Annotated in this window: 12 protein-coding genes; 2 read left to right on the forward strand and 10 right to left on the reverse strand. The window is 49.7% G+C overall.

Annotation, left to right across the window (positions count from 1 at the left end):
* The first annotated feature begins 530 nt into the window (after positions 1 to 530).
* The gene (locus tag ABFZ83_RS06615) at positions 531 to 1,814 is read left to right on the forward strand and encodes a site-specific DNA-methyltransferase (protein ID WP_411818648.1); all 1,284 of its coding nucleotides are present in this window, start codon (positions 531 to 533) and stop codon (positions 1,812 to 1,814) included.
* Complete coding sequence (locus tag ABFZ83_RS06620; RefSeq protein WP_411818649.1) at positions 1,811 to 2,530, forward strand: DUF5681 domain-containing protein; 720 nt, start codon at positions 1,811 to 1,813, stop codon at positions 2,528 to 2,530. The genes ABFZ83_RS06615 and ABFZ83_RS06620 overlap by 4 nt, the downstream gene beginning before the upstream one ends.
* 301 nt (positions 2,531 to 2,831) lie before the next feature.
* Here the strand turns inward: ABFZ83_RS06620 and ABFZ83_RS06625 are convergent, their stop codons facing one another.
* From ABFZ83_RS06625 to ABFZ83_RS06670, 10 genes are all read right to left on the reverse strand, one after another.
* Positions 2,832 to 3,914: a hypothetical protein gene (locus ABFZ83_RS06625; RefSeq protein WP_411818650.1), complete on the reverse strand. Its 1,083-nt coding sequence runs from the start codon at positions 3,912 to 3,914 to the stop codon at positions 2,832 to 2,834.
* Entirely contained in the window at positions 3,911 to 4,900 is a 990-nt protein-coding gene (gene dgcA / locus ABFZ83_RS06630) for an N-acetyl-D-Glu racemase DgcA (protein WP_411818651.1), read from the reverse strand. Before dgcA ends, ABFZ83_RS06625 begins: the two co-directional genes overlap by 4 nt.
* Positions 4,897 to 5,952, reverse strand: a complete 1,056-nt coding sequence (locus tag ABFZ83_RS06635; protein ID WP_411818652.1) for a DUF1611 domain-containing protein — start codon at positions 5,950 to 5,952, stop codon at positions 4,897 to 4,899. Before ABFZ83_RS06635 ends, dgcA begins: the two co-directional genes overlap by 4 nt.
* Positions 5,949 to 7,682, reverse strand: a complete 1,734-nt coding sequence (locus tag ABFZ83_RS06640; protein ID WP_411818653.1) for an N-acyl-D-amino-acid deacylase family protein — start codon at positions 7,680 to 7,682, stop codon at positions 5,949 to 5,951. The genes ABFZ83_RS06635 and ABFZ83_RS06640 overlap by 4 nt, the downstream gene beginning before the upstream one ends.
* Before the next feature lie 60 nt (positions 7,683 to 7,742).
* Complete coding sequence (locus ABFZ83_RS06645) at positions 7,743 to 9,278, reverse strand: serine hydrolase domain-containing protein (RefSeq protein ID WP_411818654.1); 1,536 nt, start codon at positions 9,276 to 9,278, stop codon at positions 7,743 to 7,745.
* A complete protein-coding gene (locus tag ABFZ83_RS06650) occupies positions 9,275 to 10,231 on the reverse strand; it encodes an alpha/beta hydrolase (protein ID WP_411818655.1) in 957 nt (318 codons plus the stop codon). Before ABFZ83_RS06650 ends, ABFZ83_RS06645 begins: the two co-directional genes overlap by 4 nt.
* A gap of 109 nt (positions 10,232 to 10,340) precedes the next feature.
* Complete coding sequence (locus ABFZ83_RS06655; RefSeq protein WP_411818656.1) at positions 10,341 to 13,079, reverse strand: TonB-dependent receptor plug domain-containing protein; 2,739 nt, start codon at positions 13,077 to 13,079, stop codon at positions 10,341 to 10,343.
* 304 nt (positions 13,080 to 13,383) lie between these two features.
* On the reverse strand, positions 13,384 to 15,585 hold the full coding sequence (locus ABFZ83_RS06660; RefSeq protein ID WP_411818657.1) for a TonB-dependent receptor: 2,202 nt from the start codon (positions 15,583 to 15,585) through the stop codon (positions 13,384 to 13,386).
* Positions 15,586 to 16,218: 633 nt separating this feature from the next.
* Entirely contained in the window at positions 16,219 to 17,292 is a 1,074-nt protein-coding gene (locus tag ABFZ83_RS06665) for a FecR family protein (protein ID WP_411818658.1), read from the reverse strand.
* Positions 17,289 to 17,882 carry an RNA polymerase sigma factor gene (locus tag ABFZ83_RS06670; RefSeq protein WP_411818659.1) on the reverse strand — a complete coding sequence of 198 codons (594 nt, stop codon included), beginning with the start codon at positions 17,880 to 17,882 and terminating at the stop codon, positions 17,289 to 17,291. The genes ABFZ83_RS06665 and ABFZ83_RS06670 overlap by 4 nt, the downstream gene beginning before the upstream one ends.
* Positions 17,883 to 17,913: the final 31 nt, after the last annotated feature.

Raw genomic sequence — 17,913 nt, forward strand, 5'->3', positions numbered from 1 at the left:
TAAAGGCGTTACAACCAAACCAAGTAATCCCCTATCGGGCAGGCTGTTATCTGCCACCCTGCGGGCGTCTTAGGCCATATTACCTTTTCGCGGAGAACCAGAGGAATAAATGGTGGGCGGCGCAGTCTGCCGCTAACGCCGCTTTGCGTCCTGGTTTTCAAAAACAGGGTATTTACAGGGAATTTGATCGAATCTGGCTCGGCTTTGGGGATTTCCACGCCCAAAAAGCGCGAAAACTCGGACAGTTAAGCGCAAATTCCCTGCTCGTTGAGAGCAGGGAATAGAAATCGAGGATCTGGGAAGCCGCTCGCCAATAACAGCGAATTCCTACTCAAGAATACGGAACGCGATGTTGCCGAAGTTGCGACTGAGAACGGCTCTTTCTCCCCATCGGCTTGGGAAAAGAATTCCGCGGGTCCGGCGATTTTTTGTTGTGATGGGCCTTGATCAAATTCTCGAAAAATAGGAACGTAAGGGGAACAGGGAGACAAAAGAGGAATATTTGAAAAAAATGAAAGGCATCATATCCGATGTTAGAACACCTCAATCCCGACTCGTTAAAGCCCAATCCGCGTAACGCACGCACCCATTCCACAAAACAGATCAAACAAATCGCCGAAAGCATCCGTGCCTTTGGCTTCATCGCCCCTGTTTTGATCGACGAACACTGCATGATCCTTGCTGGTCACGGCCGGGTCGAAGCGGCAAAACGCATTGGGCTTTCCACCATTCCCTGCCGACGGGTCGGCTCCCTCACCGCAAAACAAAAACGCGCTTACGTGCTTGCCGATAACAAACTCGCCCTTAACGCCGGATGGGACGAGCAACTCCTCGCCGAAGAACTTGAAGAATTGGTCAGCCTGGATCTCGGTTTTGAGATCGAAACAACCGGCTTTTCGATCCCAGAGATCGATCAGTTGGTGGAGGGCTTAACGCCCGAGGAACCAAATGATCCTGCTGATGACCTTCCCGCGCCTGATGGCCCGGCGCGATGCAGCCTCGGGGATGTCTGGCAACTTGGGCGGCACCGCCTCATCTGCGGCGATGCTCTTGATCCCGATGTCGTATCTTTACTGATGAACGGCCATAAGGCGCAAATGGTCTTCACGGACCCGCCATACAATGTGCCCATCGATGGTCATGTGTCAGGCCTTGGCAAGACCCAGCACCGTGAGTTTGCAATAGCATCCGGTGAGATGTCCGCGCCACAGTTCACACAGTTTTTGAAAACGGCCTTTCGCAATCTCGCCGAGGTCAGCGTTGATGGCGCTATTCATTTTATCTGCATGGATTGGCGGCACCTGTCCGAGCTCATGGCGGCGGGTAGCGAAGTCTATAGTGAGCTCAAAAACCTCATTGTTTGGGCGAAAGACAATGGCGGCATGGGCACATTCTATCGGTCGCGTCACGAACTGATCTTTGCCTATAAAGTTGGGGATGCGCCACACACCAACACCTTCGAACTCGGCCAACATGGTCGCTATCGCACCAATGTTTGGAACTATCGCGGCGTCAACACCATGAAAGCCGAACGGATGGAGGAGTTGGCACTGCACCCCACTGTCAAACCGGTACAGATGATTGCGGATGCCATCAAAGACGTCTCCGGGCGCGGCGACATTGTCCTCGACCTCTTTGGTGGCTCGGGCTCCACTTTAATCGCTGCCGAAAAAACCGGGCGACGCGGATATTTGTGTGAACTCGACCCTATTTATTGCGACCGGATCATTCGTCGGTGGGAAGCCTTCACAAAAGATGAGGCAGAACAAATTATTTGCGGGGTTGCCGCCCATCCGAAGAAGGTGGCGGCATGACCCGGAAAACGATTCAGAAACACAAGCAACGCGCCAAACTCTCGCGATCAGACACAGGTTACGAGGTCGGGTATGGCAAGCCGCCGAAATCTTCTCGTTTCAAGAAGGGTAAGTCGGGCAATCCAAAAGGCCGTCCGAAAGGGTCTAAGAACCGCCGTCCCTACCTCAATGAAGAGCGGCTCAAGGACATCATTATTGAAGAAGCCTATCGCACCATCGACGTCGTCGAGGGCGGCAAAACCGTGTCCTATCCGATGGCACAAGCCGTGATACGAGCGCTCGCCGTCAATGCCGCCAAAGGGCAACTTAGGGCACAAGAATTGTTTACGAGCCTTCTCGCTTCGACAGAAGACGCAAACAATCAGCTCTATGCTGAATATTTTAACACAGTGATGTCGTACAAGCTGAACTGGGAGCGCGAGCTTGAAGACCGAAAATTGACCGGTCGGACCGGCCCTGAGCCGATCCCTCACCCCGACCACATCGTGGTCGATATGAAGACAGGCTTGGTTGTGGTCAAAGGGCCCATGACGAAAGCAGAAAAGCGAATATACGACAAACTGCGGGAACAAAAGACGTGGGCATTGGAAGAAATCGAGGAACTCACCAAAGATCTAGAAACAGAAACCGATCCTGCCATACGGAAATTAATGGAAGATGATATCCGGCGCGATACAGAGATGGTCGAGATAATCAGTCGGGTGATTACAGATTAAACACCTTTATTTTGCGAACCTAATTGTTCGCTCCATTACCTTCTCAGACTCAAACCGTGACGTCGAAAATTAAATTTTCAATCTCCCGAGCGACTCTCCATTTTTTCAGGACAAGACCAAAACCTTGTGCCGAGCCAATGAAGACGTGTGATTGAACTGTGTTCCCTACCTATCTTGTCCGGTCCAATTTATACTGGTGAATAGATAGAATTACCGAACAGCATCGACCATCTAGGACGTTGCTTTTATGGGCCTACTCCTAGTCCCAATTTCGCACGCATTTTGTCTTTATGCTGAGATCCTATTTTGATCTCAGCACTTTGTAGGCTCCGACTGTGGCTAGGGGGAATACCACGACCGCAAGGAATAAATAGGACATTGCCATGTACCCCTTCGCAATCAAGCTAATCACACCAAACGCATCGGCGAGAAAAACTGCCGTCGTTAAAATACCAACCGCAATTAGAAAGCGCCACATTTTTGGTAATAACCTGCCCCGCTCGGCGAGACTCGATGCAATACGCTCGTTAATCGAGTGAACAAGCCCGGTTCCGGTTTCTACAAACGTACCAAAGAGGATAATTTGAAAGAAAATGAAAAACATCGGAGATTGCACGAGTCGTAGCAATTCCGTGACAGGGACCGCTGCATCAATGATATCTGGATAGCCAGCCAACATCGCAATGAATAGGAATATTGCTGGTACCATCCCGATGACGCTGGCCAAAATTCCCGCCGTTATTGCTTGCCCTCGGGTTTCAATATGGCGCAACGCAAATAGCAATGGCGCGAGAACGACGAAATTATATGCCGCGTAACGCAGACCATCACCACCCCAATCGCCAGTGACGGCCCCATCGTCAAAATGATCACTAATAGCCTGACCGTGGCCAAACATTACCCAAATCAACAAAACAGCATACATAACGTAAAGCAATAGTGACCAGAAAGACAGTACACGCTCTATTATGCTACTGCCTAGAAACGCCAAAACACCGACCCCGGCCAGCAAACCAATTGTACCGACAATTGGCGGCAATCCAAAATTGTCATTAATAATTTCGCCCGACGCAGACCCAACCACTGCAATAACGAGTAAAGCCAATAATAAATAGGCGACTTCAAACAATCGCCAGAATGGCCCGATTAGGTAGCGAAAGAAGCTACGATAATCATAGGCCTTGGCCGACCGAGCACAATCAAAAGCGATAGCCAATAGAAAACACCAGACGGCGATCGTTACAGCCATCCCAAGCAAGCCACCTATAGGTCCATGCGATAAAAAGAACTCAACAATTTCACGGCCCGTCCCATATCCACCGCCGATTAAGACCGATTGAAAAACCAGGCCCGGCAACAAATAAATCTGAAAAACTCGTTTCATTGGCTGCCGCCCCAAAATTTATGGCGTGGGGGGTGAGCATACCCGTCAGAATAGGTTAGGCCTTCGCGATAATCATCGCGCAAATGCAGCGGCCCATCAAGATCAACAAAGTCGCAATATTGAGCGACATAAAGAGCTGGCATCATCGAAAGAGACGTACCAATCATATTTCCGACCATCAGCGTTTTGTCTGCTTGTTTCGCGGCTTCCACAAGCGCAAGCGCTTCAGTCAATCCGCCGGTCTTATCTAGTTTAATATTGATCATGTCGTATTTTGAAAGCGCTGCTGGCAATTCTCCGCGATGCAGGCAGCTTTCGTCAGCACACAGCGGTATAGGCGAGCGAAAGCCATCAAGATCGTCATCTTGTCCCCTGGGCAGCGGCTGTTCTACCATTGCCACACCCAGATCGACAAATGCCGGTAAAACCTCTGTAAGTTGTTCAATTGTAAAACCCTGATTTGCGTCAATGACCAGCGTAGCGTCTGGACGCGCTTCACGAATGGCGCGCATTCGCTCTACTGGCTGGTCCCCGTTTAGCTTTACTTTGAGGTTTTTAAAGGTGGTAGCGGCGATTGCTTTTTCCGCCATGGCTTCCGGTGTGGCTTCTAAGCCGATGGTCGCAACCGTTTGAACCGGTTTGAGATCGATCCCAGTCAACTCGGAAACACTCTTCCCATTTATCTTACCTTCCAAATCCCAAAGTGCACAATCTATTGCATTGCGTGCACCGGATGCGGGCATCGCCTCCAACAATTCCTGCCGCGATAGACCCGCTTCTATTGAGCCACGTACTTTTTCGATTTCATCAAGCAGGCTCTTTGAGGTTTCATTTAAATAGTAAACACCGATCCCCTCGCCGCGACCGACGACACCCCCCTCTTCAATCTCCACTACAACCGGCTCTACCTCTTCAAATGTAACGCCAGTGATTCGAAATGGCGCTTTTAACAGCCAAACAGTTTTGTACACACTGACGCGCCTCATGACCAATTCTCCGACAAAATACGATCGACTATAGGGGCAGCACCGGTTTTTATCGGGTCGATTACTGGAAGATCGGTTTCCTTATGATACTGATCAAATAGCGCAGTACGCTCTTGATCAGATAGGCCGCTCGAATTCACGGACACACCGACAAATCGTACCGATGGATTTACCCGTCGCGCCAAAATAAGATTCAGCTCTATTGCTTCGGATAGGGAGACAATCGGATAGCTCCCCGCGTCGCCAATATGATGAGAGCGTTTTGGATCGTGGCACAAAACAAGTGCATCCGGCTGGGATCCGTGGAGTAGTCCCAAACTTACGCCCGCAAAACTCGGGTTCGTTAAAGCACCCTGTCCTTCAATAATATCCCAGTGGTCCGGCTTCGCATCGGGCGAAACAACTTCGGCGGCACCAGAGACGAAATCGGACACGACCGCATCAATCGGGACGCCTTTGCCTGCGATAAGGATGCCAGTTTGGCCAGTCGCGCGAAAATCCGCGTCGAGACCCCGCGCTCGCATTTCTCGTTCAATACCGAGTGCGGTGTATTTTTTTCCAACCGCACAGTCTGTTCCGACCGTAAGTAAACGTTTACCCGAGCGCTTATCTCCCGTCCCGATTGGTAGGCTTGGCGGTGGTGTGCGAACATCAATTAGACGCGCACCGCTTTCAGTCGCGGCCGAAACAAGGTGAGGAAATGTTGATAGCTTGACATGCATTCCTGACACTATGTCAAGGCCAATCTTCGCGGCCGTCACAAGGTCATTGATCCATGCCTCGGGTATCTTTCCTCCACTTGGCGCAACGCCAATTATCAATGACTGCGCGCCGGATTTAGCCAGATCTTCTATTGTCAGATCCGGAATTCCACCGTCAATTTTTGCGCCTGCCAACCGAATTTGTCCGATACACAAATCGCGGCGCCATTCGATCAATCCAAGCCCCGTTTTGGCGAAGCCGACCGTTTCCACATCGCCAAAATAGATGGCATATGGTGCTCGAAAAACAACCTGCTCGACAGCCACTATCATTTTATCCTGACTGCTCATTTCCTATAATCCTCGTCATTGGATTGAAAACCAGGACCACGCACGACCCGGCCAGGTTTTGCGCCCGTGTGAACGCCATCGCGAACCACTTGCTCACCATTTACGAAGACATGATCAACGCCCACGGAAAGTTGGTGCGGGTTCTCGAAGGTAGCGTAGTCCGTAATTGTTTCCGGATTAAAGACGACTATGTCTGCGTAATAACTCTTTTTCAAAAGACCACGGTCCTCAATTTTTAAATTTTCAGCTGGAAGTGATGTCAATCGACGTATCGCCTCCTCCAGAGAAATTATCTTTTCATCGCGAACATATTTTCCTAGCAGGCGCGCGAATGTCCCATAGGCGCGCGGATGTACGCTTTCCTTGAGAAAAACACCTTCAGGTGCAAGCGTCGGAGCATCCGATTGAAAACTAACCCATGGCTGCGCGATCTGTTTACGTATATTTTCTTCAGACATCATAAAATAGACAGCTTCGACCCGACTACCATCTTCGATCACAAGGTCGATCATCGTTTCCGCTGGGCTTGTGCCCCGCATTGCCGCGACTTCCGCCAGTGTTTTACCAGTTAGCGGCTGCAGGTCTGGATTCCGAAAACCGACAAGGAGAACTCCGTCCGCGCCGCCCGATGCAAGATAAATATTCTCCCACTCATCTGTAGGTGTTTCTATTTCGACGAGGAGCTGTTCGCGTATTTTCGGATCTTTCATCCGCTCGACCCAAGCCTCATAACCGCCTTCCTGAACCCATGGTGGCATACCGGCATTCAGCCCCGTACTTCCCGCAGTATAGGTGTACATATTGGCACGGATATCGACACCATTAGCACGAGCCGCGTTTACCATCCGAAGGACAGTATCCATTTTCGAGAAATTTTCCTGACCAGCTGCTTTTAAGTGATAGATTTCGACGCCGGCGCCAGTGGCTTCAGCAATTTCTAAAACCTCCTCTACGCCTTCTACCAATTTCGCGCCTTCGGAACGCATATGCGTAATATATGAACCGCCGTAGTCCTCGGCGGTGTCGACGAGCGCGATCAGTTCTTCCGTCTGCGCGTAAAATGCAGGAGCATATATCAATGACGACCCGACCCCCATGGCACCTTCTTCCATCGCGAATGCCACATCCGCTTGCATGGCTTTTAATTCTTCTTCGGTCGGGGCACGGTCCTCGAAGCCCAAATGTTTTATCCGTAAGGTCGTCGCCCCGACAAAAGAAGCAACATTTGGTGAAACACCACGTTCTTCGAGATACTGTAAATATTCTCCGAGCGTCGACCATTTGATGTCATACTGAATGTTGGTTTGGCTTTTCAGCTGACCTTCTTTCATTTTCTCAGTCCACGGACCCATGGACCAACCTTCACCAAAAACCTCAAGCGTTACACCTTGCGTGATATCCGATAGCGAACGACCGTCTTCAATTAAAGACTCAGGTCCCCAACTCAGCATGTTGATGAAGCCGGGTGAAACGGCTCGGCCGGTAGCATCAATAATTGTATCCGCCTTCGCGTCGTCCAATTCGCCGATCGCAACGATCAGATCACCGTCAATCGCAATGTCGAGTTCCTGACCGGGGGAACCGGATCCGTCATAAAGGACACCATTTGCAATAATCGTGTCATAAGTCGGCACGTTTTTCTCAACCGGCTCATTCGCCGCGGTACAGGCTTGCGCCATTACAATCGAGCCGCAGCTCGCGGTCATAAATATGCGCCATTTAGAAATCATTCTTTCCTCCCAACTTTTAATATTTTGTTTGAACGATCTGGGTTGTTCCAGATCGTAATCTTAATCGACCCGCGTGAAGCGAATGGCATCAGTTTGTGGACCGGGAAACTCAAGTTCTATCGCACTGACGTTAGCTCGACTGTTCAATACAGCGGTAATGATGACGGGTGCCAGTGCCGCAGACTCCCGCGCTGTATCATTTGTATGTAGATCAAACGATAATCCGCGATGCGGTTTTAAGTCCGATGGATTTCCGGTACCGAATTGAGAGGTTAGCCTACCATCGACTTCGTTGATTATTATTTCACCATATAAAGGTGATCGAAACCTTCCGACCATTTCTGTGTGGTCAAAGGCAACCATTGCCGCAGGGTCGTGTGAACGGTTATGCAACACACGGAGACCATTTCTTTGTTTGCGGCGTTTTTCTAATGCCTCAACAAAATTGCCAATATAGTCTCCCGCATCTAACCCTAGTAGGCGGTCAAGGATCCAATATGCAACATGAGTACGAACATCCGCATACGATTCGCCATTGGTTAAAACGGCAACGCAAACTTTTTCCTCTGGTATGAAGACGATTGTGGACGCCATGCCCTGAATGGCACCACCATGCTCATAGGCGATATGTGCATCCCCATAATTTTTACGCTCTAACCCTAATGCGTAAGCGTTATGATGCGTGCCTGCATGTCCGGTTTTCTTTAGCGGCAGAAAGGTTTTTCTTTCGCGGACTGCATCTATCACCTTTTCGGGGACAATCTGCTCACCGCGAAACTCACCATTCGCCAACTGCATTTGGCACCAGCGGGCCATGTCCTGCGCGGTTGAATTGATTGACCCGGCCGGTGCCATATGATCGAGATTGTAATAGGTCGTCGGTATCGCTTCATTATCGGTGAGATAATGGGGCGTTGCGACATTGCGCATACTCGTAAGCACCGCTGCGCTCGTATTGGTACGCCTCATCTTAAGGGACGCAAATAGTCTTTCCTCAAGAAAATCATCCCAACTTTTGTCCGTAACCGCAGGAATTGCCTGACCCGCTGCGAGATACATGAAATTATTGTAGAGATATCCTGCTCGAAACGGAACTTCTGACTGTATTCGCTCGATGACTGCGAGCATCTCATCACGGGATGCGCCTGATTTCGAAAACCAGGCGACGTCCGCGCGCTCAAGTCCCGTTCGGTGTGAGAGCGCATCATTCAAAGAAAGCATTGAGAATAAATAGGGATCAGAAAAACGGAGCCCCGGAACATATTGTGTTAATGGAGCATTCCAACTTAATCGCCCCTCCTCCACCAATAACCCAAGCGCAATTGCTGTAAAGTTCTTGCTCATGGAGCCGATGGCAAAAACCGTATCTTCGTCGACAAGCTTCTTGGTTCCCGCTTCGCGGACCCCGAAACCGCGCGTCAAGACAACATCACCCTCCTTCACAATCGCAATCGCGACCCCGGGCGTATGAGAGATGTTCATTACCTCGTTAACAAATGGCTCAAGTTCCGATAGCACATCATTAGCCGCGCTTACCGATGTAAGCGTCACAAAGCTGAACGCAGCAAACGCAAGAGACCTTTTTAGAAAACTCATTGTGCGCTCTCCGCCGGTTTCGCGCCGCGCAAAAGGCGTAGCCCCCGGGCATAGGCCGCAGCAGCCGCATCCACATGACCAAGACCGTTGTGAATTTCGCTATGCAATGTGAGATTCTCGTACGCCCGGCTATTCAGCACACCGCCTAACTGCGCCTGCCCACTTATGACACGTCCGAGCGCTTCGATATAAGGATGGTCAATCTCAAGCGAACCAGAAGACATGTAAATACCGACATCTAAATCGTCATTTTTATCCGCAAAGCGCCGCTCCTGACGAAATACTTCGCCATCACCATAGGCTAGCGCTGGACTTGAAATAATATAGTTCGAAAAGGGCGATGCTTCTTGGAAAACTGTCCACGCCGCGAAAAATCCACCAGCGGACACACCACCCAAGGTAAGATCATTTTGATCTATACGGAACGGCCCGGACAGAGTTGGCAATAGCTCACCGGCGATAAATTCTAAGAACTCATCAGCGCCGCCGAGACAATCCTTTGGTGTCAATTTCCATTCGCGACAGGATTGCTCAATCGTCTTCCCGAACGGATCTTTTAGGTTCCATCCAGATGTGGAGAACTCGTGAACACGCCGTCTATTATAAGCAGCATATCCCTCTTCGAATGGCGTTCCGATGGCCACCAAAATCATTGGCTTGCCCAACTCGGCTTCGACTGCATTAAGCGCAAAATTCGCGGCGGAAAAAAATCTATTCCCATCGGTAATCACAAGCGCAGGAAATTTTGCGTCGGGGTTTTCTCTGAACTGACGCGGAAATCGAATAGTAATGTCGTAGAGTCTTCCGGTGACCTTCGACCGGTAACTAAACGCCTGCACCCCTTGGGACGGTAACGCCCGCGCCGTCAGTTCACCCACCGCTAATTGATTTTCAGCGGCACCTACCGAAATGTTCAGTACAAATAATATTGCGATTGCGACCAGGCGCATCATCTTGCTACCTCTTTTCACGAAGACACCACGCGGAAAAGCCACGCACCTCAATAGAAGACTGATGAGAACCCCAAACCCACAGTTGCGCCCTGGGTTTGGGTTCCATTTTTTAGAACTCGGCGCGGAGCCCAACGAATACTTTTCGACCAATCACATCATAATGCGTAGGATTGGTGGCAATATTGGCGATAAAATCACGGGGCACGACAGGCGGGTTGCGATTCAGCACATTGTCGACACCGGCATAGGCCTCAATGCTCACCGATTCGCCGGCGACAACCTTATAGCGCACCGATACATCCCAATAAGCAACTGCGCCGATATTGTTTTCTTCTGGGGCGAGTTGCTCAGGACCAAAGTTCGCGTCAAATACACCATCGCTGATATAGCGGACCTGACTAAACAGGCCCCATTTATCAGTATCATAACTTATACTGATATTTGATCGGAAGTCCGGTGTGCCAAAAAAGGTTTGTGCACCCAACTCGCCGGCAACATCGGTGATGTTTTCACCGTCAGGCGAAATTTCTTTTCTTATAAGATAACTTCCCAGCGCTCTTAAATTTAGAGCGCCTGGCCCTATCTCTCTCACATAGTTAAGTTCGAAATCCAGACCCTCAACCTTGAAAACACCGAGATTGAGAGATCGGTTTAGGACTTCGAGAATTGTTTGGTCGGAATCAAATGTAATCAAATCACAGAAGCTTTGATCAGCCTCAAAACATTGATCTACAATAGATTGTGTACTGACCTCACCGATTGCATCCTCGAGGTCGATTAAATACCAATCTAGTGATGCACTGAAGCCCCAATCAGAACTATATACAACCCCGGCAGTTGTCGTTAGCGCGCGTTCTTCGGCGAGTCCGGTATTGCCAGTACGGGGTGCCGCAATAAAATCGCGATTGCCGGTAAAAGGATTGTCTACATCGGCAAAAACCAAAAGCGTGTCGAGGAAATTTTCACCAATATTCGGCGCGCGAATATCGCTAGATACGGTAGCGCGGAAACGAATGGGCTCGACTGGCGAGTAATTCAGACCCGCTTTCCAGGTCACAATTCCGCCAACAGTGTTATAGTCTGTATATCTGCCCGCAAGGTTTATATCTAACGCTTGCTTCCCGCTGATGAGCGGCACCGCCAGTTCGCCGAAGACCTCTGTGACATTGATCTTACCGTCCAGAGGCTGCGCGTTGACGATCAGAAACGCTTCATTGTCATTGAGATCGTTTACTGTGCGATTTAGCGTCTCGCGGCGATGCTCTAGCCCCATTGATGTCATCACAGGACCAGCCCACCCTTGAATCAACTCTCCCTCGACAAAACCACCGACCGAGAATTGTGTCACTTTGGTATCAGAAATGCCGTCCGCCGTTATGTAATCAAGAGATTCCGAATTCGGCGAACCTTGCCCAAAAAGATTAATCGGTACACATCCTGGCGCTCCTTCCGCACCGTTAGCGTTCGCACGGCAAACGATTTCACCTACGGATGGATCGAAGACACTATCTGCGGCACGGTAAAGATTTGCTGGAATTAAATTGCTGGGCTGATCATTTGAAAAATGAGTCTCGCCATACTGTATCGATGTTTCCCAACGCCACCGATCATTGAAATCACCACGGGCACCGGTCACAAAACGCATCATCTCATTTTTCGAGACCGATGTGATGGTCGGGATCTCGTTGAAGGTTCTGAATAACGCAAAAGGTGTGTTTAGCGCCGCAATGTCTGCCGGGAGATAGGGATTGTCAGGTTGAATAGGTACGCCGAATGCAAACGCGTCAATTAGCGGCCCTCGGCTTTCTGTGTGTGCATATCCAGCCTCGACAAAAAGCTGGAGCTGCTGTGACACTTCAAAATTCCCAGTGATTGTCCCGTTATAACGCTCTACGGGCACAGCGAGCGCGACATGATCACCCAAAGTCGATCCGCTGCCCCCGACCATCAGATTGCCGCCAATTTGCCCAAGCGCACGCGGTCCATAAGCACCACCCGGAGAAAATTCCAAATTGGAGACCGGACTCGACCCTGGCAAAGTCACGCCATTCGGAGACGCTAGAAATAAGCGCGTGTTATCACGAATTATGTATTGCGGAATACCGTCATTCGGCCCTGTATCAGCAGGATTTTGCAATAGGCCCGGGCGCTGCAACGCCCAATCACGACGCTTAGACTCCGACACGCCACCATTATCATTGTAATCGAAAGCTACCAGTACGTGACCACGGTCATCACTAAAACGACCACCCCACGCAGCAGCGAGTTTTAAGTCCGAGGCGTCACCCTTTAGGGATGCTCCATATTGGACATTTAGCTTTGCTCCCTCAAGCGTATCATCATAAATCAAATTAACGACACCGGACACAGCATCAGACCCCCATGCGGCGGACGCGCCACCGGTAACGACTTCGACTCGTTTCACTGCAAGAGAGGGAAAGGCATTTAGATCAACATTGCCAAATTCATTAAAAGCAGGAACCCGGCGGCCGTTCACCAGAACCAGATTGCGATTAACGCCCAATCCGCGTAAATCCACAGCGTTCACACCATTCAATCGACTATTCAATACAGTCGATGTCGAAGTGGCGGATCCGGTAAAGGCCGGCGATTCGTTAATGATGTTTGCTATATTCGTCGTCCCGCGCGCCTTTATCTGGTTTTCACCAAGCACCGTTACCGGTGTCGGTGCCATAAATCCGTCGGTCCGAATACGTGACGCGGTCACTGTAATCTCGTCTTCTTCCGCAGCCGCAAATTGTTCATGTTGCGCTTGCGCCGCGCCCAACAACAACGCCGCACTCGAGGTGCCTATTCTGAGAACATTTTTTATTAACTGAGATGCCATTTCCTATACCCACTTCACTATTTTTTACCGTCGCTATTGCCGCATTAGGTGGTACAAATCACGAAATTTAGAACGTAGATTTTTGCGTCAATCACATACCGTTTGTATGCTGATTTTCTAATTGTTGCGGCACGCATGCATGAAACAAAAGCCAAACGTAAGGAGTTTGTCGCTCCGTATCTCGACATTAGTTCTGTCTGTTATTTCGAGAGTTATTTCGAGAGATATTTCGACCACATTGGGGCCGAGACTAGGGCTTGAAGCGCCGCACTCAATCAAGAGCGCGGCACATCTTCTATGGAGGTTAGAATCGATAACCGAGCTGTAAACCCACCGTGCGCGGTCGCAAACGCCAACCTCGATCGAGGAAGAAACTCACGGTTACATCCTCTTCATTTGTGAGGTTGTCCGCAAACACTCGAATATCGAATTTATCGAATTCGACGCCCGCGTTTAAATCCAGTCGAATATAGTCACCAGACTGAGTGGGGATCGCATTGCCGGTCGAGAATCCGCCAACATAAGTGATATCTGCTCGGAAATATGACTTTTTGCCGTATAAATCGAAGTCATATTGTAGCCCGGCATAACCGTTGAAATCTGGCGACATCGGCAACCGATCACCAACTTGGCCGACAAGCGCATTCTTGAACTCAGCGTCGACATAAGACCCAGACAACTGAAGGTGGAGCCCTTCCGTAAGCTGAATACCAGTTTCTATTTCAACACCTTGTGACCGCGCTTTTCCGCCATTGATCGTCGCGTTACAAACGGGATTATCGCCCAGAATTCCAACCGGAATATCGTCCCAGTCAATTCGATAAACCGCGGTATTTAAAACCACTCTATTATCAAATAGGCTGAATTTTCCGCCAACTTCGATGTTCTCTGTTGTGTCTGACTGTAATTGCGATGTGCCGAGCGGAAGATCCGTAAAGTCTAACAGCCCATTATTGTCGGTATCACAAACACTCGGCGATGGAACTGCCGCGCCAAATCCCAATCGAAAACCTTGAGACCACAAGCCATAAATCAACGCATCTTCATTGGGTTTAATATCTACCCCGGCTTTAAAACGCGTACCGCTTTCCGATGTAGATAGATCAGCTGACCCCGCAGCGAGCACACCAGACTCACTAATAACGTCCCGGCGTTCGTAATCGAACCAGCGTCCGCCGGCGGTGAATTTCAGCCAATCGGTGGCCTCAAACGTAGCCTCGCCGAACACCGCCACTTGCTCGATCGTGGCGACGCTATTGATAATTCTCAGATCAGGACTGCCAAACGGATTTAAGGAAGGATCTTCGCCAGTCCAACGCCAGCAGCAATTCTCAGGAGATTCAAAATCCTCGTAATAGAACCCTGTCGTCACTTGGAGCGGACCAGAGAATTGAGAGGTAAAGCGAAGCTCTTCAATCCAACCCTCTTTTTTGCGGTCGCTAAAGCCAACGGCCGCCCACCCTATGACACGGCCTAAGTCTGAAGAATCCGCAGTTTGTCCTACAATGCGAGACGTAGACGAAGTTACGACGCCCCAATCCAGGTCATAATTTGCGACCAGATTATAGATTTGGAGATCATCCGACTTGAACTCCTTGCCCGTATTAAGCGCCGAAGCGTTGTATCCACCAAGGGAAATTTTTACTTCATTTCGGCCGATTTCATTGAGCTTCTGATAAGCGGCCATGAAGCTAAGATCAAATTTATCCGATGGCTTCCACAATACTGTTCCGCGTACGCCTGTATAATTATGGCCGCCCATGCCTTGGTGAAGCGCGACCGGCGCACCGGTAGCTGCAGCACGCGCTTCGATCTCGTCATCACTCACAAGATTAACGTACCCGGCATTTTCGAACCGGTAACCGACCACACGAAAGGCGAGTTCGTCCTGAATAAGCGGGAGGTTTAATACCGCCGTAACATTGCCGTTACTGCCGTTCGCGCCTTCGGTTCTCGAATACTCAGCTGTTACCTTACCTTCGACTTTACTTAAATTCGGCGCATTAGGAATATTTCTAACGGCCCCACTCATTGCACCGCCGCCATAAAGCGTACCTTGTGGCCCGCGCAGTATTTCGATGCGCTCCATGTCTACTAATTTTATATCCGTAGACGTTGAAATGATCGGATTAGAGAGCGGCACCTCACCAAAATATGTGCCTACGGTAGAACGCTCCGCAAAACCGAGAGCAATACCACGAATGACAACTTGGTTGTTGCCAACGCCACGATCTAGGAAATTTACGCCTGGCACCGCATTCAGATAATCATCCATACTCACGAGTGACTTGTTCTGAATTTCTTCCCTGCCCAAGGCCGTAATACTTGACGGCGTATCTTGCAGACTGGTCGCGCGCTTCGTTGCCGTCACGATTATTTCATCATTCTCAAGATCGCGATCACTCTGTGCGTTCGCCACATCTGCATATGCGACACTCGCCCCAGCGCCGAACAAGAAACTGCTGACTCTCAGCAAAAGTGATTTTTTCAATTTAGAACTCGACATTTTGTCCTCCCGCTCCTTTTTATTGCCCCTTAGCGAAACCGTGACGGTTCCACTCTGCGTAAGGCCGGCGGAAAACTTCGTGTCGCGAAACATGATGTTGAGTGCTTCGCATAGCGTATAAGAACCATCCACCCGATTAACCTCGGATGTGTGAGCAAGGTCGTAAGGGTAAATCAATTGAACGTTGCCTTGTTGCACAAGGCGACTAACGGCTTCACTCAAGGTTGAAGCAGCAATGTCAAATTCAATTATCTCGGAGGGACAAGCTGCATTGGCAGTACCTATCCATTGGCAATATAGTATTGCCGCGATTGAACACTGCGCAATTCTTTGATTAGATACTCGTCCCCAGCCTCTTACGATCCGGCCCAATGATTTCCATCCACTTCGCTCTTCTCATCGGCCTAGACGTAAGACCGATGTAAATTCAAAATCCGCACCCGCTTCTTCAAAAAAAATTATTTTTTCTCAAAAACAGTGGATGCTAATAATTGATCTGGCGGAAGAAAGTAGGACTTCGAAAAATAATATCCACATAAATAGTACACTGACGAATGGGTCGGAAGCCGCGAATTGAAAATGTTGCGATTTAAATTTTTGCGCGGACCAAATCCACAATCAGCATAGAAATGCTCAAGTCTCTCTTCTTAGGCGCGCGCGATTTCCGTCAATGCGTTCCACCTTGATGTCGAAAGTTTCTTCCAACGCCTCAAGCAGCCCCTCCACTTCACCCACCTTAAAATACCCCCCGATCGGAACCTTATTAAGACTAGGTTCTGCCACTTCGATTTGGAAATCGGTATATCGACTGACTTCTCCGATCACCTCTGACAATGGCTCGCCTGCAAAAGCAAGCATTCCATGCCGCCATGCCAGCTTGCGATTGATCTCCGCTTCCGTCATCGGCGCGACATAATCAAGCTTGTCGCGATTAAAACGAGCATGATCACCCGCGGCAATTTCTGTCAGCGGTACTTTTTCGTTAGGTACCCGCACCCGCTCGCTTACAGCCCCACTCGCCGGCTCGGCAACAGGCTCCGGTTTTGCGATGAGCTCTACACGTCCTTCCGATACAAAAACTTCCACATCATCGTCATGGACCTGAACAGAAAACGCCGTACCGATCGCCCGCACAATACCGTCACCCGCATAAACCGAGAATTGTCGCTTCGGATTTGATGCAACATCAAAATGCGCCTCGCCTTTTAAAAGATACACATTTCGCGCATCACGGGTAATCTGAACGTTAATTTCGCTATCGGTGTTTATGGTCACAGTCGACCCGTCAATAAGTTGAACGGTCTGCTGCCTACCCAGAGCCGTTTGAAAATATTCAGATTGCGTTGGGTTTCGAAGGTTTAAAAATATTTGAAAAGAACCAAGCCCGGCAAGAATAGCCACCGACGCCGCTATGCCAAAAACAACACGCCGCGTCGGCCGAGTTTTCAGCCGCAGAATGTTTCGGTTCTCTGGATTATCAGGGACTTCGAGATAATTCAGCTCTTCCAGAATATCTAAATCACCCCACAATCCCGACAGGCGTTCAAATTCTTCTTCATGCGCATGACTACTCTTTAGCCATTGCGATAATTCATCACGCATGTCAGGCGTCATTTCGCGCGATTCCACGCGCGCGAACCAATTCGCAGCTTCCGCCCTGATCTCGTCGCGATCAGGAAACTCTACTACCTTGCCGGAATCGCTCATTGCCTTTTTTCTTTTATCTTAGTTACCGATCGAATATTCTGCTTCTTGGAGCGCACTAACGAAGTCCGCCCAAAATCAGCCGGTCCATAGCCGCGTTCAACAAGATAATCGCTGCATTTCAGCAGACCCAACGCAACATGCTTCTCCACCGCACTGATTGAAATACTCAGTTGCGCGGCAATATCCTTGTTTTTCATTCCATAGAGTTTTCGCATAATAAACACACGCCGACACTGGGTCGGCAATTGCGCGACCGCCTCGGAGAACAGCGTTAATTTCTGCCGCGACTCTAACTCTTCTTCCGCGCCGACCTGCCTTTCGTCATGTAAGACTGATGGGACGCTAAAATCCTCAAGGTAATCGGTCGTAGAATTTGATTTTTTCGCGATTTCACTTAGCGCAAGGTTCTTGGCAACGGTGAAAATGAACGATTTCGGCGACTCTATTTCCTGCCGGGCCTCGGCAGCAAAACTGCGCAAGAAAGCATCTTGCGCGATATCCTCAATATCATCTGCCCGCGAGAGAAACTTTGACAAAAAACGCTTCAGCGCCTCCTGATGTTCCAAATATGCCTTTAATATCGGGCTCATTATCTCTCGGATCCTAGAAACGAAATTTGGA

The organism is Hyphococcus formosus, assembly GCF_046736345.1.
Taxonomy (GTDB): domain Bacteria; phylum Pseudomonadota; class Alphaproteobacteria; order Caulobacterales; family Parvularculaceae; genus Hyphococcus; species Hyphococcus formosus.